A 23,146-nucleotide genomic window follows, 5' to 3' on the forward strand; every position below is an offset into this window, starting at 1 on the left:
TCAGGCCGCCCGGACCGTCGCCAGGAAGTGCTCGACCTCGCTGCCGAGATGGGCCGCCTGGCGGGCCATCTCGGAGGCCGAGGCCAGGACCTGCGCGGCGGCCGCGCCGGTCTCCTCGGCGGCGCCGGCGACCCCGCTGACATTGACAGTCACCGACTCGGTCCCGGTCGCGGCCTCGGCGACGTTGCGGACGATCTCCTGCGTGGCCGCGCCCTGCTCCTCCACCGCCGCCGCGATGGAGTTGGCCATGCCGCTGATCTCGCGGATGCGGCCGGCGATGCCGTCGATGGCCTGGACGGCCTGGCCGGTCGAGCCCTGGATCTGCGCGATCTGGGCCGAGATCTCGGCCGTCGCCTTGGCGGTCTGGTCGGCCAGCGCCTTCACCTCGGTGGCGACGACCGCGAAGCCGCGGCCGGCGACGCCGGCCCGGGCCGCCTCGATCGTGGCGTTCAGCGCCAGCAGGTTGGTCTGGCTGGCGATCGCCGAGATGAGGTCGACCACCTCGCCGACCCGGCGCGCGCCGGTGCTCAGGGCCTGGACGAGGTCGGCCGTGGCGGCAGCCTCGCGGACGGCGGCCTGCGCCAGGTCCGCCGAGGAGCCGACCTGGCGGCCGATCTCGTTGACCGAGGAGCCGAGCTCCTCGGCCGCCGCCGCGACCGTGGTGACGTTGGAGGAGGCCTCCTCGGCGGCTGCCGCCGCGCTGGTCGACTGGCCGGCCGTCTGCGTCGCCGTCGCGGTGAGGCTCTGGGCCGTGGACTGGAGCTGCGTCGCCGCCGACGTCACCGAGCCGACGATGCCGCCGATCGCGGATTCGAACCGGTCGGCGAGTTCGCGCGTCGCCTGCCGGCGCTGCGCCTCGGCGCCGGCCCGGGCCTGCGCGGTCTCGGCCTCGAGGGCGCGGGCGTGCAGCAGGTTCTCCCGGAAGACCGCGACGGTCGCCGACATGGCGCCGATCTCATCCCGCCGCGCCGCGTAGGGGATCTCGGCCTGCGTGTCGCCGTCGGCGAGCCGCCGCATGGACAGCGTCATCCCGGAAAGCGGCCGCGACACGCCCGTGAAGGCGTACAGCATGGCGCCGAGCGCGATGACGAGGCTGACGAGCAGGCTCACGACGGTCGGCCGGACCGCGTCGGCCTGGCTGTCGCGGGCCGCGCGTCCGGCCGCCTCGCCGTTCCGGATGTTCAGGTCGGCGAGGGCGCGGGTCGCGCTGGAGGCCGCGAGGTAGTTGGCGTTCATCGGCCCGCGGAAATAGGCGAGCGCCTGGTCGTGCTGGTCGGCCGGGAAGGCGCGCAGACGGGTCCAGTCGGCCTGCTGCACCGCCAGCTTGGCGAGCAGGTCGTCGTAGATCCCCTGCTCCTCCTTCGACGCCACCAGGCTGCGGTACGCCTCGGCCTTGGCCTGGCGGTTCCGCATCATCTCGTCGGCGTTCTTCAGGCTGGTCTCGCGCTCGGCGTCGGTATCCGCCGTCACGTAGCGGAACTGCCAAAGTCGCGAGCGCATCACGAGGGCGTTGATCGCCTGGGCCTCGTTGATCGACGGCACGGCGTTGTCGATCAGCTCCGCGAGCCGCTGGTCGACCGCCTGCATCTTGTAGAGGGTCACGCCGCCCTGAACGATCGCCGCCAGGAGCAGGAGGGCGAAGAGGCCGCTGAGTTTTGCTTTGAGACTGAGACGCATCGGTCGGTTCCGGTCGTGCAGGCGAGACCCGCAGGACATGAACGGGTTGTGCTAACAGGGTTATAACCTGAGGTAGGATCAGGCTTCACGGGTTCGCGTGTGTCGGCTTGCATACGCGGCCGAGTCCGGCCAACTGGGCCGCTCATTCCCCGCCACCGACCCGACCCACCGACACCGTGTACGTCCTCACCGACATCGCCATCTCGAACTGGTACCTGATCCGCCGCGAGCAGATCCGCCTGCGCGGCGCCGCGGCGCTGGTCGGGCCGACCGGCGCCGGGAAGTCGACGATCTTCGACGCGGTCGGCACGGTGCTGGCCGGCAACAACGCCAGCCGCCTCGCCCTCAACGCCTCGGCCTCCGGCCGCAGCGCCCGCACCGTGCGCGACTACTGCCTGGGCTGGATCAGCGACCCGGCGGAGGGCGGCCGCCCGACGCGGGAATCCTGCGAGACCGTGCTGGTGCTGGTCTTCGAGAACCCCGATTCCGGCCGCGTGGTCTCGGTCGGCCTCGCCCTGGCGGCGCGGGCCGCCGAGCCGAAGGAGACCGTGCTGTCGCGCTTCATCGCGGTCGGGCACCGGTTCGAGGTCTCCGACTACGCCCGCACCGCCCCCGGCGGCACCTACACGGCGCCCTGGAGCGAGATCGCCGCGGAGCTGCGCGCCCGCGCGTCGAGCTTCACCGAGTACCGCACCTCCGGCGAGCGCTTCACGGCCGACGTGCTGGCGACCCTGCGCGAGGGCGCGCCGGCGCCGGAGCCGCGCCACTTCCTGCGCAGCTTCGCCAACGCGGTGGCGTTCAAGCCGATCTTCGACACCAGCGCCTTCGTGCGCGCCTTCGTGCTCGAGCCGGAGCCCCTCGACGTCGAGCGCGTGCGCCACTCCATCGCCAACTGGCGGCGCCTCCGGGAGACCATCGCCGAGCTGGAGACCCGGCTCGGGCGCCTGCGGCGCCTGCGCGACCGCTACGAGGCCTGGGGCGAGGCGGTCCTCGCCGCCGCGACGCACGAGCTGCGGGCGGCCAGCGCCGATCTGCGCCGCCGCAGCCTCGACCTCATCGCCGTCCGGGGCCGCCTCCGCGAGGGCGCCGACACCCTGCGCATCGCGCGCGAGCGCGTCGCGGCGAGCCGCGGCTACGTCCGCGAGATCGACGGCGAGATCGCCGAGAAGAAGGCGCTGGCCGCCGCGGGCGCCGCCGAGGGCCGGCTCGCGGCCTCGACGCTCGGCCTGTCCATGCTGGAGCGCGACCGCAAGGAGCTGATCGGCCGGATCGGCGACCTCGTGGCCCTCGTCGGGCAGATGGCCAAGCTCCAGGCGGTCACCCCGATCCTGCGGCAGAGCTGCCCGCAGGCGGCCCGCCTCGCCGAGGCCTGCGCCCGGGCGGGCCTGCGCCGGGACGCCTCGCCCGAGGAGATCCTGCGCCCCGACGGCCCGCTGGCCGAGCTGGCCGACGGGCTGGCGCGCCTGCCCGACTTCGACGAGGCCCTGGAGCGGGCCGCCGAGGACGCGGCGCTCAAGGCCCGCGCGCAGGAGAGCGAGGCCGAGCGCACGGCGCCGCGCACCGGCGGCGGCCCGGCGGCGCGGCTGTCCTCCGACACGGTGGCGTTCCGCGGCGAGCTGGAGCGGCGCGGCATCGACGCGCTGCCGATCTGCGAATTGGCCGAGATCGTCGACCCGACCTGGGGGCCGGCGCTCGAAGGGCTGCTCGGGCGCGCCCGCGAGGCCCTGGTGGTCGCACCGGACCGGCTGAGCGAGGCGCTCGGCGTGCTGCAATCCGGCCGCGACCGCTACAGCCGCTGCATCCTGGTCAAGACCACCGACACCGCCAAGCAGCGGTCCCGCCGCTACGACGACGGGCCGCTCACCGTGATCGAGACCAGCGACCCCCACGCCGAGGCGTTCCTCGGCGTGCGGCTCGGCGGCTACGACCTCGCCCGGGACGATGCCGAACTGGCGCGCCTGTCCCGGGCCGTGGCGCCCAGCGGCCGGACCACGGCCGGCATGGCCTACACGGTCACCCGCAGCGTCGACCTGCTGATGACCCGCGGCCATCGCGGGCCGACCGCCGACAGCCGCCGCGCCCACGAGATCGCCGTCGCGGAGGCGCGGCGCCTGCGCGGCGAGGCCGCGGTCCTGCGCGAGGCCGCCCGGACGGCCGCCGCGATCCGGGCCCGTGTCGCCCGGGGCCTCGACGCGGTGGAGGCGCTGCGGGCCGAGCTCGACGGGCTGGAGGGGCGGCGGCGCACGCTCCAGACCGAGCGGGAGGGGATAGAGAAGCGCGACACGGCCGGGCTCGCCGCCGAGATCGCCGCGCTGACCACCGAGCGGGTCGGTTACCTGCGTGAATTGTCGGAGGAGCTGGAGCCGAAGCTCGACCGCCTGCTCGCCGACGAGGCGGCCCTGCGCGCCCGGATGGGGCCTATGCGCGAGGCCGTCCGCGCCGCCCTGTCGGCCCGCCGCGCGGCCCTGCGCCAGCTGAGCGCGGGCGACGCGGCGCGGGTGCGCCTCGCCCGCGCCGAGCCCTTCGACCTCGGCGCGGTCGCCGAGGCGCGGCGGGCGCTCGCCGGCCTCGACGCCAAGGCGGCCGGGGCGCGGGTGAGCGCCGAGCGCGGCCTCGCCCGGGATTCCGCCGAGGCCGCCCGCTCGCACGGGCGGATCGCCGAGCGCGAGCTTGCGGAGGCCTGCGCCGCCTGGCGGGTGGAGAACCCGCTGGCCTCGGGGGACGCCCCGGCGATCGACGGCTTCGCCTGGGTGCGCCGGGAATACGAGGCGGTCGAGGGGCACGAGTTGCGCCGCTACCGGGCGCAGGCCGAGCGGGCCGAGTCCGAGATGCGCCGCCTCATGACCGAGGACCTGCTGACGCGCCTCGCCGACCGGTTCGAGCGGGTCCATGCCCGGCTCGCGGCCCTGAACGAGCGGCTCTCGGCGCGCAGCTTCACCGGCCAGACCTACGCGTTCGAGGCGGCGGTGGACCGCCGCTACGCCGCCGTCCACGCGCTGGCCACCGAGACCGCCCGCTCGCCCGAGGCCGCGCAGGCGCTGCTCGCCGGCGAGGCGGAGGGGCCGATGGCGGCCGCGCTCGAGGAGATCACCGCGCTGATCGCCGGCGCAGACGACGCGGCGCGGCTCGCCGATTACCGCAACTACTTCGTCTACGAGATCGGCATGCGCGACCGGGCGGGCAACCGCACCACGATGTCGGCCCGGGCGCTGCGCGGCTCCGGCGGCGAGGCGCAGGCGCCGTTCTACGTGGCGATCGCCGCGTCGCTCGCCAGCGCCTACTACCCGGGCGACCGGCCGGGCGATGAGAATCCGGGGCTCGGCCTGTGCCTGCTCGACGAGGCGTTCTCGAAGCTCGACGTGCGCAACAGCCAGGCGCTGGTCGATCTCTACCGCGCCTGGGGGCTGCAGCTGCTGATCGCCGCCCCCGAGGACAAGCGCACGACGCTGACCGAGGTGATGGACACGATCGTGACGGTCTACAAGAGCCCGGATCTGACCTCGGTCCGGATCGAGGCCGAGCACCCGCTCGAGGCGGCCCGCCGGGCGCTGCACGCGATCAACCCCGACCAGGTCGGGATCGAGGGCTTCCGCCAGTCGGACGCCGCGGAGTGATCCCGCGGGGCACCGGGGCGGGGCTTCGCGCCGCCGTCCCCGGTATCCCCGTTCTCCGGGTGATCGATCGTCAGTTCAGGTAGGTGCGGATCCAGTTCGGCGAGAGGATCTCGCCCTCTTCGGTGATGATCCAGGGCTGCTTGGCCGGGTCGGCCAGGGCGCCGGCCGCGGCGGCGATCGCCTCCCGCAGGGTCCGGTAGCGCTCGGGCTGCGCCAGCGGGGCGCTCGCCGGGGCCGTGCGCCAGATCGTCAGATCCGCGGGCCGTTCCAGAGCTTCGGTTTCCATGGGTACTCGTCCTTCCGAACCGTTTTGGACCGTTCAGATCGCCGCCGCCGGGCTCTGCCGAGGGGCTGCGGCGATCGATGGTCTGAGCGTCAATGCAAGCATCTCTGCGGCAGCTTTGCGATCAATTCGGGCGGTTCTCGAAACCAGCATCCGGTGCCGAGGCACGAGTTCGGGCGCGGTTCGGTGTTCCATGTCCGTATTGAGCGCGACTGAGCTGCCCTGGACTTGCGAGAATTGTGGCTCCTGAATGATGACCATTCCGTTAGCCAGTCTGCGCCGGTCGCCGACGTGCGCCAGAACACGTCTGGGGCCTGTCGGCGGCGGCGCCTCTCTGTGTTGACGCCCCGATCCTGAACGCGCACTTAAGGCTCGGCCCGTCGGGGCCCGCCTACGCGCTTCTCTCGGAGTCACCCGTGCCGGATCGTACCGTGCGCATCGTCCTCGCCGCGGTCCTGGTCCTGCTGGCGCTCTACGTCGCCCAGCCCTACCTGCAGCCGCTGCTCTACGCGGCCGACACGCCCCGGGCGATCACGGCCCGCGGCGATCTGGCGCCGGCCGAGTCCTCGACGGTCGCGCTGTTCGAGCGCGCGAGCCCGTCCGTCGTTCACGTTTTCGCGCAGGGCGCCGCGCAGAACCGCGACCTGCTCGACCTCGACGACCAGGGCGGCGAGCAGGGCGGGACGCAGACCGGCACCGGCTTCGTGTGGGACGGCGCCGGCCACATCGTCACCAACACCCACGTCGTGCAGAACGCCGCGCGGAGCGGCGGCTCGGTCTCGGTCCGGATGAGCGACGGCGAGGTCGTGCCCGCTACCCTCGTCGGGATGGCGCCGTCCTACGACCTCGCGGTCCTGCAATTGGGGCGGGTGCGGACCATGCCGCCGCCGCTGGCGATCGGCACCTCGGCCGATCTCAAGGTCGGGCAGTCGGCCTTCGCCATCGGCAACCCGTTCGGCCTCGACCACACGCTGACCACCGGCGTCATCAGCGCCGTGCGCCGCCGCATGCCGACGAGCGAGGGCCGCGAAGTGTCCGGCGTCATCCAGACGGACGCGGCGATCAACCCGGGCAATTCCGGCGGCCCGCTCCTCGATTCCGCCGGCCGGCTGATCGGCGTCAACACCGCCATCGTGTCACCGTCCGGCGCCAGCGCCGGCATCGGCTTCGCGATCCCCGTCGACGTGGTGAACCGGATCGTGCCGGAGCTGATCAAGGCCGGCCGCGTGCGCAATCCCGGCATCGGCATCATCGCCGCCCAGGAGGCGGCCACCGCGCGGCTCGGCATCGACGGCGTGGTCATCGTGCGGGTGCTGCCCGGCTCCCCGGCCGCGCAGGCCGGTCTGCGCGGCGTCGACCCGCAGACCGGCGACCTCGGCGATGTGATCGTCGAGGCCAACGATCGCCCGGTCCACCGCCTCGCGGACCTGACCGCGGCCATCGAGGAGGCCGGCCTCGGCGCCGGCGTGACCCTCAAGGTGGAGCGCGACGGCCGGATCCGGCAGGTCCGCGTCACCACCGCCGAGGTCGCGGAGAACCGGCGATGACGCGCGCGGCCCTCCTCCTGACCCTGATCCTCCTGGCCGCCGCCGCGCGCGCCGGCGAGGCGCCGACGCGCGCGCGCCTCTGCCCGGAGAACCTGCCCGAGGGCGTGCGTCTCCCGCCGCAGCCCGGCTGCGACGCGAGCGTGCGCCCGCCGACGCCGCGCCGGCCGGGCCACTTCGATCTCGGGGACGGGACGAGCATCCAGATCGGCGGGAGCGCGTCCGCCCTCTACGGCGTGCGGCGCTGAGCGATGGTGCTGTTCGCCGGCCTGCTCGCCTGCCTGACCCTGTGGTGGCTGTCGAAGAACTCGGGCGGCCTCGGCCAGAGGCTCCGCGGCGGGCTCCGGGCTGGCCTCGGCGCCGCCCTCGGGCGGTCGCGTCTGCCGACCTTCGGCGCCTTCGCGCTGCTCGCGGCCGGGTTCCTGCTCCTGCGCGGGAACTTCGTCCTCGCGGCACTGCTCGGGCTGAGCGGCATCTGGATGATCGAGGGCCAGGCCGCCATGACCGCGCGGCTGCGCCGGCTGATCCGGCCGGGATCGGGCGAGCGCCCGCGCGACCCGGAGGACCGCCGCTTCCGCACGGTCCTGATCGACGCCCTCGTGCGCCCGGACGGCAGCCTGCGCACGGGCCGCGTCATCGCGGGGCCGGGCGCCGGCGCGTGGCTCGACAGCATGCCCACCGGGGCCGTGGTCGAGCTGCTGCGGCTCTGCCGGATCCGCGACGCCGCCGGCGCCGCCCTGCTAGAGCCGTATCTCGACCGCCGGGCGCCCGGATGGCGTGTAGACGCTGAGGGCGATCGCGACCCGCGGCCGCGCCGTCCGCCGCATCCAGGGGCGATGACGCAGGAGCAGGCGTACGAGATCCTGGGGCTTCAGCGCGGGGCGACCGCTGAGGAGATCCGGTCGGCCCACCGGTCTCTCATGAAGCGCGCCCACCCCGACCAGGGGGGCAGCGCCGAGGGCGCGGCGCGCGTCAACGCGGCCCGGGACAGGCTTCTGAACCGACATCGCTGAACTCCACGCGCGTTGTCAGAGAGTTACCGATCGTCGGCCGCGGACGAACTCGGTCGCGGCCGTTCCGTATCCGGCGCGCGGGCGCGCCGGTGGCTGGCGAAACGCGGCGCGCGGGCGCGCCGGCGGGTCTCGCGGGTCTCAGCTCCGGGTGGCGAAGCAGCTGAAGCCGCTGCGCTTCAGGGCCGAGCAGGCCTCCTGGGCGGAATCCTGCTCGGCGAAGCCCGAGAAGCGAGCGCGGAACAGCGTGGTGCCGCCGTGCTCGACCTTGACCGTGTAGGGCGCGGCCTTCGACAGGCTGCCGCCGACCTTGGCGCGCGCCTCCGAGAGCATCGTCCGGGCCTTGGACTCGTCGTCCATGGCGCCGAGCTGGATCACCCAGGCGGTCGGGACGACGCGGGCGCCGGAGACCGCCTTCGGCGGCTCGTCGCGCTCGAGGGAGGCCACGCGGGCCGTGGACTTGGACGCGCCCGGGAAGGGCGGCTGGGCGTTGCCGCCGCCGGCATAGGCCTGGGCCGCCTTCGGGATGCCCTGCGGGCCGGGCTTCCAGGTGCCGCCCGGCGTCGTCGTCTTGGCGGGGGACAGGTCGAGGGGCTCGCCGGTGGTGCCAGTCGTCTCGACGTCCTCGTCGTCCGCCGAGGCGACCTGCGTGCGGGTCCGCGAGACCGCGTCGGCGACGACCGCCGGGCGGGCGCGCTCGGCGACCTCGGTGACCGGCGCCGAGATCCGGGCGCCGGCATAGGCGCGCGGCAGGCTGGCGCGGACGAGGTCGGCCATGATCCGGTCGCGGCTCGCGCCGGACTTGCCGCCCAGCACGATCGCCACGATCTGGCGCCCCTCGGACTTCGCCGCGGTCATCAGGTTGAAGCCGGAATCCCGGGTGTAGCCGGTCTTGATCCCGTCGACGCCCTGGACGTTGCCCAGGAGGCGGTTGTGGTTGCCGATCACCCGGCCGCGGAACGCGAAGGACCGGGTCTGGAAGTAGCGGTAGTAGTGCGGGAACCGGTCCTGGATCGCCCGCGCCAGCACGGTCAGGTCGCGCGCGGTGGTCAGCTGGTCCGGATCGGGCAGGCCCGAGGCGTTGGCGTAGTGCGTGCGGCTCATGCCGAGGGCGTGGGCCTTCGCGGTCATCATCTGGGCGAAGCGCTCCTCGGAGCCGGCGATGTTCTCGCCGATGGCGCAGGCCACGTCGTTCGCCGACTTCGTCACGATCGCCTTGATGGCGTCCTCGACCGAGATGGTCTGGCCGGGGCGCAGGCCGAGCTTGGACGGCGCCTGGGCGGCGGCGTGGGCCGAGATGGTCAGGTCGGAATCGAGGGCGAACTTGCCCCGCTCCATCTGCTCGAACAGCATGTAGAGCGTCATCACCTTGGTGATCGAGGCCGGGTGCCGCAGGGCGTCCTCGTTCACCGCGTGCAAGGTCTTGCCGCTCTTCACGTCCACGACCATCGCCGCGTAGGGCGGGTTGTAGCCGCCGCCGGCGCGGGCATGGTGGTGGTGCCGACCGCGCCGGGCGTCGGCCGGTGAGGCCATGGCCGTCAGGACGGCGGCGGCCAGGATCGCGGCCGGGAGCGCTGGAATCGTCCGGGAGCGGCCTACTACGCTACGCATCACGCCTGATTGCCTCGCGAGACCGGATCTGGCCGGTCGTATCCCCTGCAGAGCCTTCCGCCGATCACGTGGCCCCGCTGCATCAGTGGAGAGTTAGGCAAGTGCAGTTACAGGCCCGTTAATGCGATCGCGGCGAGTGCCGGATCGTGCCGTTCCGGCATCCGCTTACCGGCCGTTCCCGACCCGCTGTTGCCGGTCGGCCATGCCGTGCCGGTTGCGGCCGGCCGCTCTTACAGGCCCGAGCTTGACGCTGGCTGTCGTGCCGCACACTCTCGCGGCGATCCGAAACTGTCGGTCGCGGATGGCGGGCCGGCTCGGCGGCGGACCGGAGATCGGCGATGCAGAGACCCCCTGCCCTCCCCCTGAGCCCGGTCGCCTCCGGCTTCGGGACGCCCCTGCGGCGGTTCGGGATCGCGAGCCGCGCGGCCCAGACCCTCGGCATCGAGTATCTCGACTCGGTCAAGAAGGCCCTCGACGACCTCGGGGCGACCTGGGGGGCGCTGGCGGCGGCCCGCAGCCCGACCGAGATCCTGGCGGTGCAGGCCGCGTACCTGCAGCGGGCCGGGGAGCGCGCCGCGGCCCGCTCGGCCGCCGCCGGCGACGCGATGCTGGGCCTGACCGGCGCGTTCCTGCGGCCGAAGGCGCTGGCGCCGGCCGCGGCCCGTCCCGGCCCGGCGCGCTAGCGGGTCGGCCATCATGCGCCGGGGACGCGCGGTGCAGGGCGGACAAGTGCGCACAGGCGTCTGGCGAAGTCGGCTCACCGTCTGTAGATTAAACGGCGTGGAGCTGAGCGCTGCTCCCGGCAGGCCAGGATCAGGATCGGCCGTGAGGGCCGGCGGCGCCCGCTCCGAGCAAGGGATCGGTTCGACGCACATGAGACAGGTCCCCATGCAGGGCACCGCGAGTTCGACCAGGGAGCACCGGCCGGCGCGTATCGCGGTCACGGCATCCGGTTCGCGCACGCCCGGGGGCGACGACCGGTCCAACACCGCGATCATCACGCGCACGAAGCCGCGGACCAAGCGGCCGAGTCTGTACCGGGTACTCCTTCTGAACGACGACTATACGCCGATGGAGTTCGTGGTCCTGGTGGTCGAGCGGTTCTTCAACAAGAGCCACGAGGACGCCTACCAGATCATGATGCACGTGCATCAGAACGGGGTCGGCGAGTGCGGGGTCTTCACCTACGAGGTGGCGGAGACCAAGGTGACGCAGGTCATGGACTTCGCACGCAAACACCAACATCCTCTCCAGTGCGTTATGGAAAAGAAATAGGCGCCGCTCGCGGTAGGCACGAAGGACAGAGGCCAGCTTTGCCAAGCTTCTCACGCAGCCTAGAACAAGCCCTCCACCGCGCCCTGGCGCTCGCCGGGGAGCGCCGGCACGAATACGCGACGCTGGAGCATCTCCTGCTCGCCCTGGTGGATGACCAAGATGCGGCCGCGGTCATGCGCGCCTGCAACGTCGAGATCGACACGCTCAAGCGCAGCTTGGTCGACTACGTCGACACCGAGCTCTCCAACCTCACCGGCGACGGCCGGCAGGACGCCAAGCCCACGGCCGGGTTCCAGCGCGTGATCCAGCGCGCCGTGATCCACGTCCAGTCGTCGGGCCGCGAGGAGGTCACCGGCGCCAACGTGCTGGTGGCGATCTTCGCCGAGCGCGAGAGCCACGCCGCCTACTTCCTGCAGGAGCAGGACATGACCCGCTACGACGCGGTCAACTACATCAGCCACGGCATCGCCAAGCGGCCCGGCGCCTCCGAGGCGAAGCCCGTGCGCGGCGCCGACGAGGAGGGTGCGTCCGAGCGTCCGAGCGATGAGGGCGATCCCCGCGGCGCCAAGAAGAAGGGCGACGCGCTCGACGCCTACTGCGTCAACCTCAACAAGAAGGCCCGCGACGGCAAGATCGACCCGCTGATCGGCCGCGAGAGCGAGGTCCAGCGGACGATCCAGGTCCTCTGCCGCCGGCAGAAGAACAACCCGCTGCTGGTCGGCGATCCCGGCGTCGGCAAGACCGCGATCGCCGAAGGTCTGGCGCGCAAGATCATCCAGCACGAGGTGCCGGAGGTCCTGGCCGACGCGACCGTCTTCTCCCTCGACATGGGCACGCTGCTCGCCGGCACCCGCTACCGGGGCGACTTCGAGGAGCGCCTCAAGCAGGTGATGAAGGAGATCGAGGCGCACCCGAACGCGATCATGTTCATCGACGAGATCCACACGGTGATCGGCGCCGGCGCGACCTCGGGCGGGGCCATGGACGCGTCGAACCTGCTCAAGCCCGCCCTGGCCTCCGGCACGCTGCGCTGCATCGGCTCGACCACCTACAAGGAGTACCGCCAGTACTTCGAGAAGGACCGCGCCCTGGTGCGACGCTTCCAGAAGATCGACGTCAACGAGCCGTCGATCCCCGACACGATCGAGATCGTGAAGGGCCTGCGGCCGTACTTCGAGGAGTTCCACAAGCTCAAGTACACGACCGAGGCCGTGAAGGCCGCGGTCGAGCTGTCGGCCCGCTACATCAACGACCGCAAGCTGCCCGACAAGGCGATCGACGTGATCGACGAGACCGGCGCCTCGCAGATGCTGGTGCCGGAGGCGCGCCGCAAGCGCACCATCGGCATCAAGGAGATCGAGGCGACCATCGCCACGATGGCCCGGATCCCGCCGAAGACCGTCTCCAAGGACGACGCGGTGGTGCTCCAGCATCTGACCGAGAACCTGAAGCGCGTGGTCTACGGACAGCCGAACGCCATCGAGGCCCTGACCTCGGCGATCAAGCTGGCCCGGGCCGGCCTGCGCGACCCGGACAAGCCGATCGGCTCGTACCTGTTCGCGGGCCCGACCGGCGTCGGCAAGACCGAGGCCGCCAAGCAGCTCGCCGCGTCGCTGGGCGTCGAGATGCTGCGCTTCGACATGTCGGAATACATGGAGCGCCACACGGTGAGCCGCCTGATCGGCGCGCCCCCCGGCTATGTCGGCTTCGACCAGGGCGGCCTGCTGACCGACGGGATCGACCAGCACCCGCACTGCGTGCTCCTCCTCGACGAGATCGAGAAGGCGCACCCGGACCTGTTCAACATCCTGCTGCAGGTGATGGACCACGGGAAGCTGACCGATCACAACGGCAAGCAGGTCGATTTCCGCAACGTCATCATCATCATGACGACCAATGCGGGCGCCTCGGACCTGGCGAAGTCGGCCTACGGCTTCACCCAGACGAAGCGCACGGGCGACGACGTGGAGGCGATCAACAAGCTGTTCGCGCCGGAATTCCGCAACCGTCTCGACGCGATCATCTCGTTCGGCCACCTGCCGAAGGACGTGGTGGCGAAGGTGGTGGACAAGTTCGTCCTTCAGCTCGAGGCACAGCTCGCCGACCGCAACGTCACGATCGAGCTCTCCGACGAGGCCCGGGACTGGCTGGTGGAGCACGGCTACGACGACGCGATGGGCGCGCGCCCGATGGCCCGGCTGATCCAGTCGACCATCAAGACGCCGCTCGCCGACGAGGTCCTGTTCGGCAAGCTCAAGGACGGCGGCGCGGTCCGCGTGGTCGTCCGCAAGCCGGAGGACGGCGAGGCCAAAGCCGGCGCCAAGGACAGCCTGGGCTTCGACTTCCCGGCGGGTCCCGTGACGCCCAAGCCCGAGAAGGACGTGACCAACGCCGCCAAGCGCCACAAGCGCGCCAAGCCCCGCACCGCGGCCCGGAAGAAGACGCCGAAGGACAACAAGGGCGGCGGTGGCAGCTCGGGCGGCGGCGTCCGGACCGTGCCGAAGGTGCCACTCGTGCGCGCCTAATGGTGTGCAGGCCGGCCGGCGGCCTTCCGGACTCGGGGGCCGCCGGTCTATGACCGCCGCGACGCGCATGCGCCGCGGCGAGGAGGCGCCCGATGACTGACAACCTGCACGAGGGACCTTTGTCCCCCGTCGCGCAGCCGGCGCCCCCCAAGAAGCTCACCCGGCGCGAGGAGCGGCGCCGGCGTCGCCAGCGGCGCCGCCGCGGCGAGGAGGTGCTGGCCTGGGTGCTCGTGCCGTTCATCTGCTTCGGCATCTACTGGGGCATCGCCGCCGGCTTCGACTTCTTCGGCACCTCGCCGGGCCAGGTCTGGGACCAGCTGATGCAGGTCAAGGCCATGATGGAGAAGCGTTCGGGTCCCCAGGGCGCGCGCGGCTAGCGCGCCGCCGCGGGTCCCGGCGCGGGGGAGGCGACGCCTCCGGACGGTTCCGAGCGGGCGCGCCCATGACACCGACCCGTCGATCGCTGCTCGCCGCCCCCCTCCTGGCGATGCCGGCCCTCCGGGCCCGCGCCGGCGGCGGGCCCGTGGTCGTCGTCGGCGCCGGGGCCGCGGGGCTCGCGGCCGCCGCCCTTCTGCGGGCGGCCGGGCAGAGTTTCACCCTCGTCGAGGCCCGGGACCGGATCGGCGGCCGCGCCTTCACCGACCGGGCGCTCGGCGCCGCGTGCCGGTTCGACGCCGGCGCCGAGTACATCCACTGGGCCGAGCGCAATCCCTGGGCGCCCATCGCCCGGGCGGCCGGGGCGCACGTCGCCCGCGAGGACGGCTGGGCGCGCCGGCTCGTCGTCGACGGCCGTCCCGCCACCGCCGCCGAGGCGGCGCAGCGGCGCGCCGGCTTCTCCGGCCTCGACGCGCTGCTCGCCCCGAAGGGCGGCGACCCGTCCCTGGCGGAGGCGGCCCGGGCCGGCGGCCCCGACGCCGCCCTGGCGGCGGCCGGCCTGAGCCGGCTCTCCCTCGGCGAGGATCCCGAGCGGGTCTCGGCCGTGGACTACGACCGGCTCTGGTCCGGCTCCGACCTCTGGATCGACGGCTACGGCGACCTCGTGGCGCGGCACTTCGCCGACCTGCCGGTCAGCCTCAACTGCTCCGTGCGGGCGATCGACTGGTCGGGCCGCGGGGTCCGGGTCGAGACGGCGCGGGGCACGATCGCGGCCGCCGCCGCCATCGTCACGGTGCCGGTCGGCGTGCTGAAGGCCGGGGCCGTGGCGTTCGCGCCGGACCTGCCGGACGCCGCCCGGACGGCGCTCGACGGCCTGTCGATGGGCGCCTACACCAAGATCGGCCTGCGCCTCGACCCCGCGCGCCTCGACGGTGCCGACCTCGGCGACGCGGTCTCGGTGGCGACGGGCGGCCCGACGATCTACTTCGAGATGCAGCCCTTCGGCCGGTCCCTGGCGGTGGCCAATCTCGGCGGCGACCTCGCGCGCGACCTGTGCCGGGCCGGCGAGGCGGAGGCGGTGGCGCTCGCCACCGAGCGCCTGGTCGCGGTCCTCGGCGGCGGCGCCCGCAGCGCCGTCCAGGCCGGGCGCCTCGCCGGCTGGTGGACGGACCCGCACGCCCGGGGCTCCTACTCGATCGCCGCCCCCGGCCACGCGGAGGCCCGCGACCGCCTGCGCGCGCCGGTCGGCGGGCGCGTGTTCTTCGCCGGGGAGGCGCTGGCGGTCGGCGGCGCCATGACGGTCGGCGGGGCGACCCTCGACGGCGAGCGCGCCGCCCGGGCGGTGCTGAAGGCGCTGGGCGCCTGAGCTGCCCGTCGCGGTGGCTTGCTCAGGCGGTCGCGGCGCGGCGCGGCAGCGGCCGCGCGGGGGCCGCGACGGCGGCCCGGCGCCGGATCGCCGCCACCGCCAGGGGCTCGGCGCGGCCGCGCAGGGCGTGGGCGCCGAGATCCTCCGCCACGAGGTCGTCCGGCAGCGGGCCGAGCCGGGCGAGGAGGTCGGCCGAGACGAGGACGTCGACGCCCAAGGTCTTCGACAGGGCCTCCAGCCGGGCCGTCGTGTTCACGACGTCGCCGAAATACGCGATCTTGTGCCGCTCCAGCCCGATCTCGGCGGTCACGACCGGGCCGCAATGCAGCGCGGCGCGGAACTGCGGCACCTGCCCGAAGCGGCCGCGCCAGCTCTCCGCCTCGGCGGCGAGGCGCTCCTGGAACGCGAAGACGCAGCGCAGGCAGGCGGCGTCGCGCAGGCCCCGCTCCATCGTCCAGGTCACCAGCGCGAGGTCGCCGACGTAGTCGTCGATGGAGCCGCGGGCGCGCGCCACCGGCAGCGCCAGGGCATTGAACACCTGCCCGAGATAGGCCTGCGCCGCCCGGTCGCCGTGGCGGTCGGCGAAGCGCGTCGATCCGGTCACGTCGAGGAAGAGGAAGATCCGCTCCTCGCTGATCGGCCGGTGGTAGCGCCCGATCAGCAGGTTGGCGAAGACGCCGGGGCCGATCAGGTCGCGGACCCGGAACACGAACACCACCAGGGCCGAGATGCCGAGCGCGTAGAGCAGGCCGGACTGCGACATCAGCATCGCGTTCCGCTCGCTGTACATGAAGCGGAACAGCTGGTTCAGCACCGTGCTGGCGACCGCGTTCCCGACCACGATCAGCGCGATGTAGAGCGCCACGGTGGCGAGCAGGAACAGCGGCGTCGCGAGGCCGCGGATGCGGTCGCGCAGGCGCGGCGCCAGCAGCTGGCGCTCGTAGAGCAGGATCGGCGTGCCGATGATCGCGCCGCGGATCGCCGTCCCGGTCAGCGGGGCGATCCCGAAGATCACCCCGTAGAGGAGCCCCGCCAGGGCCCCCAGGGCGGGCGCCACCAGCAGGAACCAGCGCGGGCCGAAGCGCATGGGTTCGCGTGCCCCGCCCGGCCCCGCTCAGTCCAGCCGGAGCGCGTGGACCGAGAACAGCTGGTCCGGGTCGGTCCAGACCGTCAGCCACGTCCAGCCCGCCCGCTCGGTCAGCGCCCGGAACGTGGCCGGCGTGTACTTGTAGCTGCTCTCGGTGTGGATCGTCTCGCCCGCCGCGAACGCGAAGGTGTCGGCGCCGACCCGCACCGCCTGGGCGTCGCGGGCGACGAGATGCATCTCGATCCGCGAGGCGTCGGTGTTGAACACCGCCCGGTGGCTGAACGCGCCGGGCTCGAAGCGGCCGGCGAGCTCCCGGTTGATCCGGGTCAGGAGGTTGAGGTTGAAGGCGGCGGTGACGCCCTGCGCGTCGTCGTAGGCGGCCTCCAGCACCGCCGCGTCCTTCACGAGGTCGACGCCCACGACCATGTGGGCGCCCGGCCCCAGAATCCGCCCGAACCGGCGCAGCAGCGCCTCGGCCTCGTGCGGGTCGAAATTGCCGATGGTCGAGCCCGGGAAGAACCCGGCGCGCGGCAGGCCGTCCAGGCTCGCCGGCAGGTCGAAGTCGCGGGTGAAGTCGGCCACGACCGGCTCGACCCGCAGGTCCGGGAAGTCGCCCCGCAGGACCTCCGCCTGCCCGCGCAGGAACTCGCCGGAGACGTCCACCGGCACGTAGGCCGCGAGGGTGTCGAGGTGGCGCAGGAGACGGCGCAGCTTCACGGTCGAGCCGCTGCCGAACTCCACCAGCGCCGCGTGGGCCGGCAGCAGCGCGGCGATCTCGGGCCCGCAGGCGTCGAGGATGCCGATCTCGGTCCGGGTCGGGTAGTATTCCGGGAGCCGGGTGATCGCCTCGAACAGCGCGGACCCGGCCTCGTCGTAGAAGTATTTCGGCGACAGGGCCTTCTGGGGCTTGGACAGGCCCGCGCGGACGTCGTCGAGGAAGCTCAGCGGTGGCGCGTCCAGCGTGACCGGCGTCGCGTCGGCGAAGGTGGGCTTGATGGTCAAGGGCGGCTCCGGGGCGCGTCAGGCGGCGTCGGCGAGGCGCAGGCCGGTGAACTGCCAGCGCTGGTGCGGATAGAAGAAGTTGCGGTACGGCAGCCGGGCATGGCCCTCGGGGGTCGCCACCGACGAGCCCCGCAGCACGAACTGGTTGGCCATGAACTTGCCGTTGTACTCGCCGAGAGCCCCCGGGAGCGGCCGGTACCCCGGGTAGGGGACGTAGGCGCTGCGGGTCCATTGCCAGACGAGGCCGAAGGCGTCCGGCAGGCCGCCGTCGCGGGCCGCGACCTCCCACTCGAACTCGGTCGGCAGGAAGCGGCCGGCCCAGCGGGCATAGGCGTCGGCCTCATAATAGCTGACGTGGGTGACGGGGGCGTCGAGGTCCACCGGGCGCTCGCCGCCCAGCGTCATGGTCGCCCACCCCTCCCCGTCCCGGCGCCAGTAGCCGGGGGCCTCCCAGCCCTCCGCCGGTCCGGCGTACCAGCCGTCCGAGAGCCACAGCTCCGGCTTGGCGTAGCCGCCATCCTCCATGAAGGCGAGCCACTGGCGGTTCGTCACCAGCGCCCAGTCGAGGCGGCCGGCCGGGATCAGCGTCTCGTGCCGGGGCGACTCGTTGTCGAACGAGAACCCCTCGCCCGCATGCCCGATCCACGCGATCGCGCGGTCGAGGGTGACCTGGCCGGCCTGCGCCGCCGCCTTCGGGAAGCGCCAGTCCGGGTCGTAGGCCGGGTTCAGCGGGTTCTGCGCGAAGGCGTGCAGGATGTCGGTGAGGAGGAGCTCCTGGTGCTGCTGCTCGTGGTAGAGGCCGATCTCCAGGATCGGCAGCACCGCCTCGAGCGCGCGCTCGGAGGCCTGGCCCAGCAGGGCCTCGACCGCCCGGTCGATATGGGCGCGGTAGGCCGCGACCTCCGCCATGGTCGGGCGGGTGATCATGCCGCGCTGGATGCGCGGCTGACGGGGACCGGCCGCCACGTAGTACGAGTTGAACAGGTAGTGCAGCCGCGCGTCGTAGATCGCGTAGCCCGGCAGGTGCTCCCGCAGCAGGAACTGCTCGAAGAACCACGTGACATGCGCCCGGTGCCACTTGGTCGGGCTGGCATCGGCCATCGACTGGACCTGCTGGTCTTCCGGCGAGAGCGGCGCGGCGCGGCGCTCGGTCTCGCTCCGGACCTGCCGGTAGGCGGCGATCCAGGCGGCCCGGTCGATCGGCCGGGCCGTGACGTGCGGCGGCGGGAAGGCCGGTGCCGCGGGGTCGCGTCTCTCGTCCGGGCGCAGTGCGGCTGTCGCTGCCATGACGATGATCCCTTTTTTCGGGCCTGACCGAGAACCGTCTTCTCGACCCCGGCCGGCGCGCAGAAGATATGTTCCGGCCGTGTTCCGACAACCTCTGCAAGAGCGGACGCGGCGGCTTCGCGTGCGCCTGGTCGGCGCGCGGTCGCCGCTCGGCCCACCGGGCCTCTTCGCCGCGTCGGCGCGCCGGTTAACGGAACGGGTTGGGGATCACGGGTCTTTCTCTCGCCGCAGTGACACCGCCTTAACCCTCGCTGCCGAGATTTTGGGACGCTCTTCGAGGAGTCCGGGGTTCTCATGCGGATCGATCTGATGGCCGGGGCCAGCCTGTCCGCCGCCGCTCTGCGCTGCGCCGCAGAGCCGACCATCCTGGTGTTCGATTCCGGCCTCGGCGGCCTGACCGTCCTCGACGCGGTGCGGCGCGCCCGCCCGGATGCCCGCTACGTCTATGTCGGCGACGACGCCGCCTTCCCGTACGGCCGGCTCTCGGAGGCGACCCTCGTCGCCCGCGTCCTCGCCGTGATGGAGCGGCTGGTCGCGACCCACCGGCCCGACCTCGTGGTCATCGCCTGCAACACCGCCTCGACGCTGGTGCTCCCGGCGCTGCGCCAGCGCTTCACGACGCCCTTCGTGGGGGTGGTCCCGCCGATCAAGCCCGCCGCCGAGGCGACGCGCTCGCGGCTCGTGACCCTGCTGGCGACGCCCGGCACGGTGGCGCGCTCCTACACCCATGACCTGATCGCGACCTACGCGGGCTCCTGCGCGGTGACGCTGGTCGGCTCGCAGAACCTCGCCGGCTTCGCGGAGACCGAGCTCGCGGGCGCGCCGGTGGACGACGCCACCCTCGCCGCCGAGATCGCCCCCTGCTTCGTCACCGAGGCGGACGGGCGGCGCACCGACGTGGTCTGCCTCGCCTGCACCCACTATCCGCTGCTGCTGCCGCGCCTCCAGGCGGTCGCGCCCTGGCCGGTGACCTGGATCGACCCGGCGCCCGCCATCGCCCGGCGCGTCGTGCAGCTGATCGGCCCCCTCCCCCGCGAGGCGGACCGGCACGGCTCGGCGCTCGGCGCCTTCACGGCCGGCACCTGCCTGACCGACGCCCTGCGCGCGGCCCTCGCCGCCCGGGGCATCGGCGACGTCGCCGTGGAGGCGGTGCCGCTGCCGATGCAGTGAGGCAGTGCGGCGTCTTTCGCCCTGTCATCCCTTGTTCGGGTGATGACCGGTTCAGGCTGACAGGTCTCTCATTCCACCGGTTCGACACGTCATGTTGAAAGCGGGAGAGGCCGATGGCGTCCAGGGCTTCGAGACTGGCGATCCTCGCGCTGCTCGGACTGGGACCGGTCGCGCCGGCCCGGGCCTGCGGTGACGGTGAGGCTCCGGTATCCTGCGACGATCCGAGCCCGAATGGCTTCGCCTCCTGGATGCTCGGCCGCGTCGATCGGGCCCTGAAAGCCGACCGGACCCGGGCGCTCCAGGACTTCACCGACGGCACGCGCGGGTTCCGCACCGCCGACACCTACGTCTTCTGTATCGATGCGGACGGCGTCATGACCGCCCACCCGAACCCGATCCTGAAGGGGCACGACGTCCGCGACCTGCACGACCGGACCGGCCACCACTTCATCCGCACGATGCTGGACACGGCCAGGCCCGGCCAGATCTCGGTGATCCGCTACCTGTTCCCCAAGCCGGGCAGCACCGTCGAGGAGCCCAAGACCACCTACTACACCCGGGCCGGGGACCAGACCTGCGCGGTCGGCGTGTACGACGCCGACGCCGCGGCCCCGACGGTCGCGACGCCCGAGGGCCGCGTCGCCCTGCTGCGCCAGAAGCTCGACGGCCAGATCCCGAGCAGTGCCCGCGCGGACTGGACCGCCTTCCTGGAGGCCCTGAACGCGCAGGGCGACGAGAAGGCGACGGCGATCGCCGAAGCCCGGCGCGAGCTGAGGGCGGCCGCGAGTGCGCTGGATCAGGCCGGGCTCGGCGCGGCGCGCGGCGAGTAGGCGGGGCGGCCGGGGGACGGCTCGGGCGCCGCGTCGGGGTCGCCTGTCAGGCCGTGCCCGTCACCGCAGGATCTGGGCGCCCGCGATCTGCGCCGTGGCGACCGGGGCCGCGTCGGCCTCGGCGGGCACGACCAGATGGACGAACAGCATGCCGGCCGCGACGATCAGCGCGAGGGCGAGGATGCGCCACAGTTCCAGGATCGGCTCCTGCGCCGGGGCATCCTGAATCGCTCGGTTCGTCTCGCTCGGCATCGCTTCCGCTTTCCCGCCTGTGACCCTCCGGATCGGACACCCGGAGGATGAACGCTTGGTAAAATCCGCCCCGATCGGCCCGGCCCGCCGAGGCGGGCTCGGCGGGGAGCGGGGGGCCGGCGTCGGGATCGTCGCCGCCACCGCGAGGCAGAGGGAGCGGGCGCTGGCGATCGCCTCGCCGACCGGGGCCGTGTCGCAGCGGAATGGGGCCGCAGCGGGACGGGCCCGGTCCCGCGGCGTGCGGTGCCGCACCCGCTGACGTTGCGGCCGGGGCGCGGTCCCGGTCACCAGGCCGAGCGCGGAGGCCTCACCCCGTCGTCTCGGATCCACCCGCACGTCCCGGAAGCGAGAGGGACGGGCTCGGGTGAGAGGTCGATGGCCGGTGCGGATCCGGGCCGGTCCCGGTGCCCGCAGGTCCGGTCGACCTACGCGGCGGCCGGCAGGGCGGCGACCTCGCAGCTGTCGGCGCGCAGGCGCCAGTCGACCACCCGGGCCCCCGCGCAGAGCAGCGCCTTGGCCTGCCAGACGGCCGACACCTCCGACGGCGCCCGGACCAGGATCGCGCGCTGCCGCACCCGGTGCTCGTGGCCGGTATCGTCCGCGACGGTCTTGTAGAAGGTGACGCGATAGAGGCGCATGGTCCGGGCTCCGGTTGGGCGCGGGGATCGTGGGAGACCGGGGCGGCGCGCGCATTGATCCCGCGCAAGGACGGGACGCCCGCCACGAGCGCGGGCGTCTCGGGTGGGCGCAATCAGTTGTCGACAGTTGAATACCGGGCGATACAGGGCGTTGATTACATTCGCGGGAATGGTCTAGCTTCATCAGCAATCGTCCGCAGTCCGGAACGGTCCGCGGCGGGGCTCCAGACCGGGAGTGCCTGATGTTCGAGAGCGTGTTCTGGGGTGCGGTACTCGTCGCGCTGATCGGTTCGGCCGCGCTGGTGGCGATCGGCGCCAGCGTCCAGCCGCAGTTGGGTCGCAAGATGGAGATGGACGCGCGCCTCGCCGATCCGCGCCGCACCTTCGGGCGCAAGCGGCGCTGGGCGCGTCCTCCGCGGACGATGCGGCGCCCCGGCCTGCTCCCCATGCGGTGACGGCCGCTGCACCAAAGACGTACATCTCCCGCCGCCGGCGCGCGTGATAGCTACCTGTTCACTGCGGAAATGCAGTGTTCACGCCGGGCTGGAGGGATCGGTACTGATGAGCGTGCGTCAGATTTGTGATCAGGTTCGGATCGCCGAGCAGGCCTTCACCGCCGCGCTCGGCAACATGAAGGCCGCAGGCCTGCGCGAGTCGCTGACCCGCGAGCTCCAGGAGATGGAGAGCGCCGAGATCGACGCCGGGCAGGACGCGGCCGCGGCGCGGTCGGCCTCCTGGAAGCGGGTCAAGATGCTGCACGGGCTCGGCTACCCGGTGGATTTCGGCTGGCTCCACGCCGCCGCTAGCCCGGTCCGCTGAGCGGCGCCGGCCGGCGCCGCCCCGCCGGCAGATTGTTTGCCGGCTGCCGGATCGGGTCGGCGCTCTCGCCCGTTGTGCCTGCCGGGTGTCGTCGCACCCGGCCGCCGCGCCGACCTCTCGATCCGGACACGCCATGCTGGCTTGGTTTCGCGCCCTGATGCCGCGGGAGGACCGGTTCTTCGATCTCTTCGAGCGTCACGCGCGGACGCTTGAGGACGGCGCGGCCGCCCTGCGAGGACTTCTCGACGGGACTCAGGCCGTCCCGGCGGCCTACGCGTCGATCGCGGCCCACGAGGACGCGGCCGACGGGATCACCCGCGAGGCGCTGCTGGCGGTCCGCCGGACCTTCATCACGCCGTTCGACCGCGGCGACATCCAGGCCCTGGTCGGCTCCCTCGACGACGCCATCGACCAGATGCTCAAGACCGCCAAGGCGGTCCAGCTCTTCGAGGTGACCACCTTCGAGCCGGCGATGCGCGAGATGGGCGCGGTCATCCAGGAGGCCGCGCAGGTCACCGCCGAGGCGCTGCCGAAGCTGCGGGCCCTCGGCGAGAACGCCGCCGCGCTGAACAGCCTGACCGAGCGCGTCATCGAGCTGGAGGGGCGGGCCGACGACCTGCACAATGACGGGCTGAAGGCCCTGTTCAAGGCCTCGGGGCGGGACCCCATGGCCTTCCTCGTCGGGTCCGAGCTGTACGGCCACCTGGAGAAGGTCATGGACCGGTTCGAGGACGTGGCGAACCAGATCAGCAGCATCGTCGTCGAACATGTCTGAGCCGCA

General features: G+C 73.0%; 22 protein-coding genes. 14 read left to right on the plus strand and 8 right to left on the minus strand.

Annotated elements, in window-relative coordinates:
* Positions 1-1,677, minus strand: a complete 1,677-nt coding sequence (locus tag C4T42_RS16295) for a methyl-accepting chemotaxis protein (RefSeq protein ID WP_103985430.1) — start codon at positions 1,675-1,677, stop codon at positions 1-3.
* Positions 1,678-1,853: 176 nt separating this feature from the next.
* Between C4T42_RS16295 and C4T42_RS16300 the strand changes: the two genes are divergently transcribed.
* Positions 1,854-5,291 carry an SbcC/MukB-like Walker B domain-containing protein gene (locus C4T42_RS16300; RefSeq protein WP_103985431.1) on the plus strand — a complete coding sequence of 1,146 codons (3,438 nt, stop codon included), beginning with the start codon at positions 1,854-1,856 and terminating at the stop codon, positions 5,289-5,291.
* 70 nt (positions 5,292-5,361) lie between these two features.
* Here C4T42_RS16300 and C4T42_RS16305 read toward each other — a convergent pair whose 3' ends face one another.
* Positions 5,362-5,577, minus strand: a complete 216-nt coding sequence (locus tag C4T42_RS16305; RefSeq protein WP_042674010.1) for a hypothetical protein — start codon at positions 5,575-5,577, stop codon at positions 5,362-5,364.
* Between the two features lie 413 nt (positions 5,578-5,990).
* Between C4T42_RS16305 and C4T42_RS16310 the strand changes: the two genes are divergently transcribed.
* From C4T42_RS16310 to C4T42_RS16320, 3 genes are read left to right on the plus strand one after another with little or no spacing between them, the layout of a single operon-like run.
* A complete protein-coding gene (locus tag C4T42_RS16310; RefSeq protein WP_026605342.1) occupies positions 5,991-7,121 on the plus strand; it encodes a trypsin-like peptidase domain-containing protein in 1,131 nt (376 codons plus the stop codon).
* Positions 7,118-7,366: a hypothetical protein gene (locus C4T42_RS16315; RefSeq protein WP_020095812.1), complete on the plus strand. Its 249-nt coding sequence runs from the start codon at positions 7,118-7,120 to the stop codon at positions 7,364-7,366. Before C4T42_RS16310 ends, C4T42_RS16315 begins: the two co-directional genes overlap by 4 nt.
* A 3-nt stretch (positions 7,367-7,369) precedes the next feature.
* Positions 7,370-8,131 carry a DnaJ domain-containing protein gene (locus C4T42_RS16320; protein WP_103985432.1) on the plus strand — a complete coding sequence of 254 codons (762 nt, stop codon included), beginning with the start codon at positions 7,370-7,372 and terminating at the stop codon, positions 8,129-8,131.
* 138 nt (positions 8,132-8,269) lie between these two features.
* Here C4T42_RS16320 and C4T42_RS16325 read toward each other — a convergent pair whose 3' ends face one another.
* Positions 8,270-9,739 (minus strand): D-alanyl-D-alanine carboxypeptidase, encoded by a 1,470-nt coding sequence (locus C4T42_RS16325; protein ID WP_091924950.1) that lies wholly within the window; start codon positions 9,737-9,739, stop codon positions 8,270-8,272.
* A 338-nt stretch (positions 9,740-10,077) separates the two neighbouring features.
* Here C4T42_RS16325 and C4T42_RS16330 point away from each other — a divergent pair, with 338 nt between their 5' ends.
* The 5 genes from C4T42_RS16330 (at position 10,078) to C4T42_RS16350 (ending at position 15,280) form a co-directional block, all read left to right on the plus strand.
* The gene (locus C4T42_RS16330; RefSeq protein WP_042674013.1) at positions 10,078-10,422 is read left to right on the plus strand and encodes a phasin family protein; all 345 of its coding nucleotides are present in this window, start codon (positions 10,078-10,080) and stop codon (positions 10,420-10,422) included.
* 205 nt (positions 10,423-10,627) lie between these two features.
* Entirely contained in the window at positions 10,628-11,014 is a 387-nt protein-coding gene (gene clpS / locus C4T42_RS16335; protein ID WP_026605344.1) for an ATP-dependent Clp protease adapter ClpS, read from the plus strand.
* A 38-nt stretch (positions 11,015-11,052) separates the two neighbouring features.
* Positions 11,053-13,539, plus strand: a complete 2,487-nt coding sequence (clpA, locus tag C4T42_RS16340) for an ATP-dependent Clp protease ATP-binding subunit ClpA (RefSeq protein ID WP_103985433.1) — start codon at positions 11,053-11,055, stop codon at positions 13,537-13,539.
* A gap of 92 nt (positions 13,540-13,631) precedes the next feature.
* The gene (locus C4T42_RS16345) at positions 13,632-13,916 is read left to right on the plus strand and encodes a hypothetical protein (RefSeq protein WP_020095819.1); all 285 of its coding nucleotides are present in this window, start codon (positions 13,632-13,634) and stop codon (positions 13,914-13,916) included.
* Positions 13,917-13,981: 65 nt separating this feature from the next.
* On the plus strand, positions 13,982-15,280 hold the full coding sequence (locus tag C4T42_RS16350) for an FAD-dependent oxidoreductase (RefSeq protein WP_042674015.1): 1,299 nt from the start codon (positions 13,982-13,984) through the stop codon (positions 15,278-15,280).
* A 22-nt stretch (positions 15,281-15,302) separates the two neighbouring features.
* Here the strand turns inward: C4T42_RS16350 and C4T42_RS16355 are convergent, their stop codons facing one another.
* Genes C4T42_RS16355 through egtB form a run of 3 tightly spaced genes read right to left on the minus strand, consistent with a single transcriptional unit; the run spans position 15,303 to position 18,656 of the window.
* Complete coding sequence (locus C4T42_RS16355; RefSeq protein ID WP_042674016.1) at positions 15,303-16,367, minus strand: adenylate/guanylate cyclase domain-containing protein; 1,065 nt, start codon at positions 16,365-16,367, stop codon at positions 15,303-15,305.
* Between the two features lie 27 nt (positions 16,368-16,394).
* On the minus strand, positions 16,395-17,369 hold the full coding sequence (gene egtD / locus C4T42_RS16360) for an L-histidine N(alpha)-methyltransferase (RefSeq protein WP_103985434.1): 975 nt from the start codon (positions 17,367-17,369) through the stop codon (positions 16,395-16,397).
* Positions 17,370-17,387: 18 nt separating this feature from the next.
* A complete protein-coding gene (gene egtB / locus C4T42_RS16365) occupies positions 17,388-18,656 on the minus strand; it encodes an ergothioneine biosynthesis protein EgtB (RefSeq protein WP_103985435.1) in 1,269 nt (422 codons plus the stop codon).
* 294 nt (positions 18,657-18,950) lie between these two features.
* Here egtB and murI point away from each other — a divergent pair, with 294 nt between their 5' ends.
* Both murI and C4T42_RS16375 read left to right on the plus strand, forming a co-directional pair.
* On the plus strand, positions 18,951-19,826 hold the full coding sequence (murI, locus tag C4T42_RS16370; RefSeq protein WP_042674021.1) for a glutamate racemase: 876 nt from the start codon (positions 18,951-18,953) through the stop codon (positions 19,824-19,826).
* Between the two features lie 113 nt (positions 19,827-19,939).
* Positions 19,940-20,656 carry a cache domain-containing protein gene (locus tag C4T42_RS16375; RefSeq protein ID WP_103985436.1) on the plus strand — a complete coding sequence of 239 codons (717 nt, stop codon included), beginning with the start codon at positions 19,940-19,942 and terminating at the stop codon, positions 20,654-20,656.
* Positions 20,657-20,716: 60 nt separating this feature from the next.
* Here the strand turns inward: C4T42_RS16375 and C4T42_RS16380 are convergent, their stop codons facing one another.
* Together C4T42_RS16380 and C4T42_RS16385 are read right to left on the minus strand one after the other, a co-directional pair.
* Positions 20,717-20,908, minus strand: coding sequence for a hypothetical protein (locus tag C4T42_RS16380; RefSeq protein ID WP_020095826.1), 192 nt, complete (start codon positions 20,906-20,908; stop codon positions 20,717-20,719).
* A gap of 425 nt (positions 20,909-21,333) precedes the next feature.
* On the minus strand, positions 21,334-21,546 hold the full coding sequence (locus C4T42_RS16385; RefSeq protein ID WP_020095827.1) for a hypothetical protein: 213 nt from the start codon (positions 21,544-21,546) through the stop codon (positions 21,334-21,336).
* 242 nt (positions 21,547-21,788) lie between these two features.
* Here C4T42_RS16385 and C4T42_RS16390 point away from each other — a divergent pair, with 242 nt between their 5' ends.
* The 3 genes from C4T42_RS16390 (at position 21,789) to C4T42_RS16400 (ending at position 23,140) form a co-directional block, all read left to right on the plus strand.
* A complete protein-coding gene (locus C4T42_RS16390; RefSeq protein WP_042673853.1) occupies positions 21,789-22,001 on the plus strand; it encodes a hypothetical protein in 213 nt (70 codons plus the stop codon).
* 106 nt (positions 22,002-22,107) lie between these two features.
* Entirely contained in the window at positions 22,108-22,365 is a 258-nt protein-coding gene (locus tag C4T42_RS16395; protein WP_042673854.1) for a hypothetical protein, read from the plus strand.
* Positions 22,366-22,498: 133 nt separating this feature from the next.
* A complete protein-coding gene (locus C4T42_RS16400) occupies positions 22,499-23,140 on the plus strand; it encodes a DUF47 domain-containing protein (RefSeq protein ID WP_103985437.1) in 642 nt (213 codons plus the stop codon).
* The last annotated feature ends 6 nt before the right edge of the window (positions 23,141-23,146 follow it).

It is taken from the genome of Methylobacterium sp. 190mf, from assembly GCF_900107945.1.
Lineage (GTDB): Bacteria > Pseudomonadota > Alphaproteobacteria > Rhizobiales > Beijerinckiaceae > Methylobacterium.

Coding starts and splice junctions, on each gene's coding strand:
- C4T42_RS16305 (WP_042674010.1), bottom strand. CDS start 5,577: ATGGAAACCGAAGCTCTGGAACGGCCCGCGGATCTGACGATCTGGCGC.
- C4T42_RS16395 (WP_042673854.1), top strand. CDS start 22,108: ATGAGCGTGCGTCAGATTTGTGATCAGGTTCGGATCGCCGAGCAGGCC.
- C4T42_RS16345 (WP_020095819.1), top strand. CDS start 13,632: ATGACTGACAACCTGCACGAGGGACCTTTGTCCCCCGTCGCGCAGCCG.
- C4T42_RS16295 (WP_103985430.1), bottom strand. CDS start 1,677: ATGCGTCTCAGTCTCAAAGCAAAACTCAGCGGCCTCTTCGCCCTCCTG.
- clpS (WP_026605344.1), top strand. CDS start 10,628: ATGCAGGGCACCGCGAGTTCGACCAGGGAGCACCGGCCGGCGCGTATC.
- C4T42_RS16380 (WP_020095826.1), bottom strand. CDS start 20,908: ATGCCGAGCGAGACGAACCGAGCGATTCAGGATGCCCCGGCGCAGGAG.
- egtB (WP_103985435.1), bottom strand. CDS start 18,656: ATGGCAGCGACAGCCGCACTGCGCCCGGACGAGAGACGCGACCCCGCG.
- C4T42_RS16350 (WP_042674015.1), top strand. CDS start 13,982: ATGACACCGACCCGTCGATCGCTGCTCGCCGCCCCCCTCCTGGCGATG.
- C4T42_RS16330 (WP_042674013.1), top strand. CDS start 10,078: ATGCAGAGACCCCCTGCCCTCCCCCTGAGCCCGGTCGCCTCCGGCTTC.
- murI (WP_042674021.1), top strand. CDS start 18,951: ATGCGGATCGATCTGATGGCCGGGGCCAGCCTGTCCGCCGCCGCTCTG.
- C4T42_RS16385 (WP_020095827.1), bottom strand. CDS start 21,546: ATGCGCCTCTATCGCGTCACCTTCTACAAGACCGTCGCGGACGATACC.
- C4T42_RS16390 (WP_042673853.1), top strand. CDS start 21,789: ATGTTCGAGAGCGTGTTCTGGGGTGCGGTACTCGTCGCGCTGATCGGT.
- C4T42_RS16325 (WP_091924950.1), bottom strand. CDS start 9,739: ATGCGTAGCGTAGTAGGCCGCTCCCGGACGATTCCAGCGCTCCCGGCC.
- C4T42_RS16400 (WP_103985437.1), top strand. CDS start 22,499: ATGCTGGCTTGGTTTCGCGCCCTGATGCCGCGGGAGGACCGGTTCTTC.
- C4T42_RS16375 (WP_103985436.1), top strand. CDS start 19,940: ATGGCGTCCAGGGCTTCGAGACTGGCGATCCTCGCGCTGCTCGGACTG.
- C4T42_RS16320 (WP_103985432.1), top strand. CDS start 7,370: ATGGTGCTGTTCGCCGGCCTGCTCGCCTGCCTGACCCTGTGGTGGCTG.
- C4T42_RS16355 (WP_042674016.1), bottom strand. CDS start 16,367: ATGCGCTTCGGCCCGCGCTGGTTCCTGCTGGTGGCGCCCGCCCTGGGG.
- C4T42_RS16315 (WP_020095812.1), top strand. CDS start 7,118: ATGACGCGCGCGGCCCTCCTCCTGACCCTGATCCTCCTGGCCGCCGCC.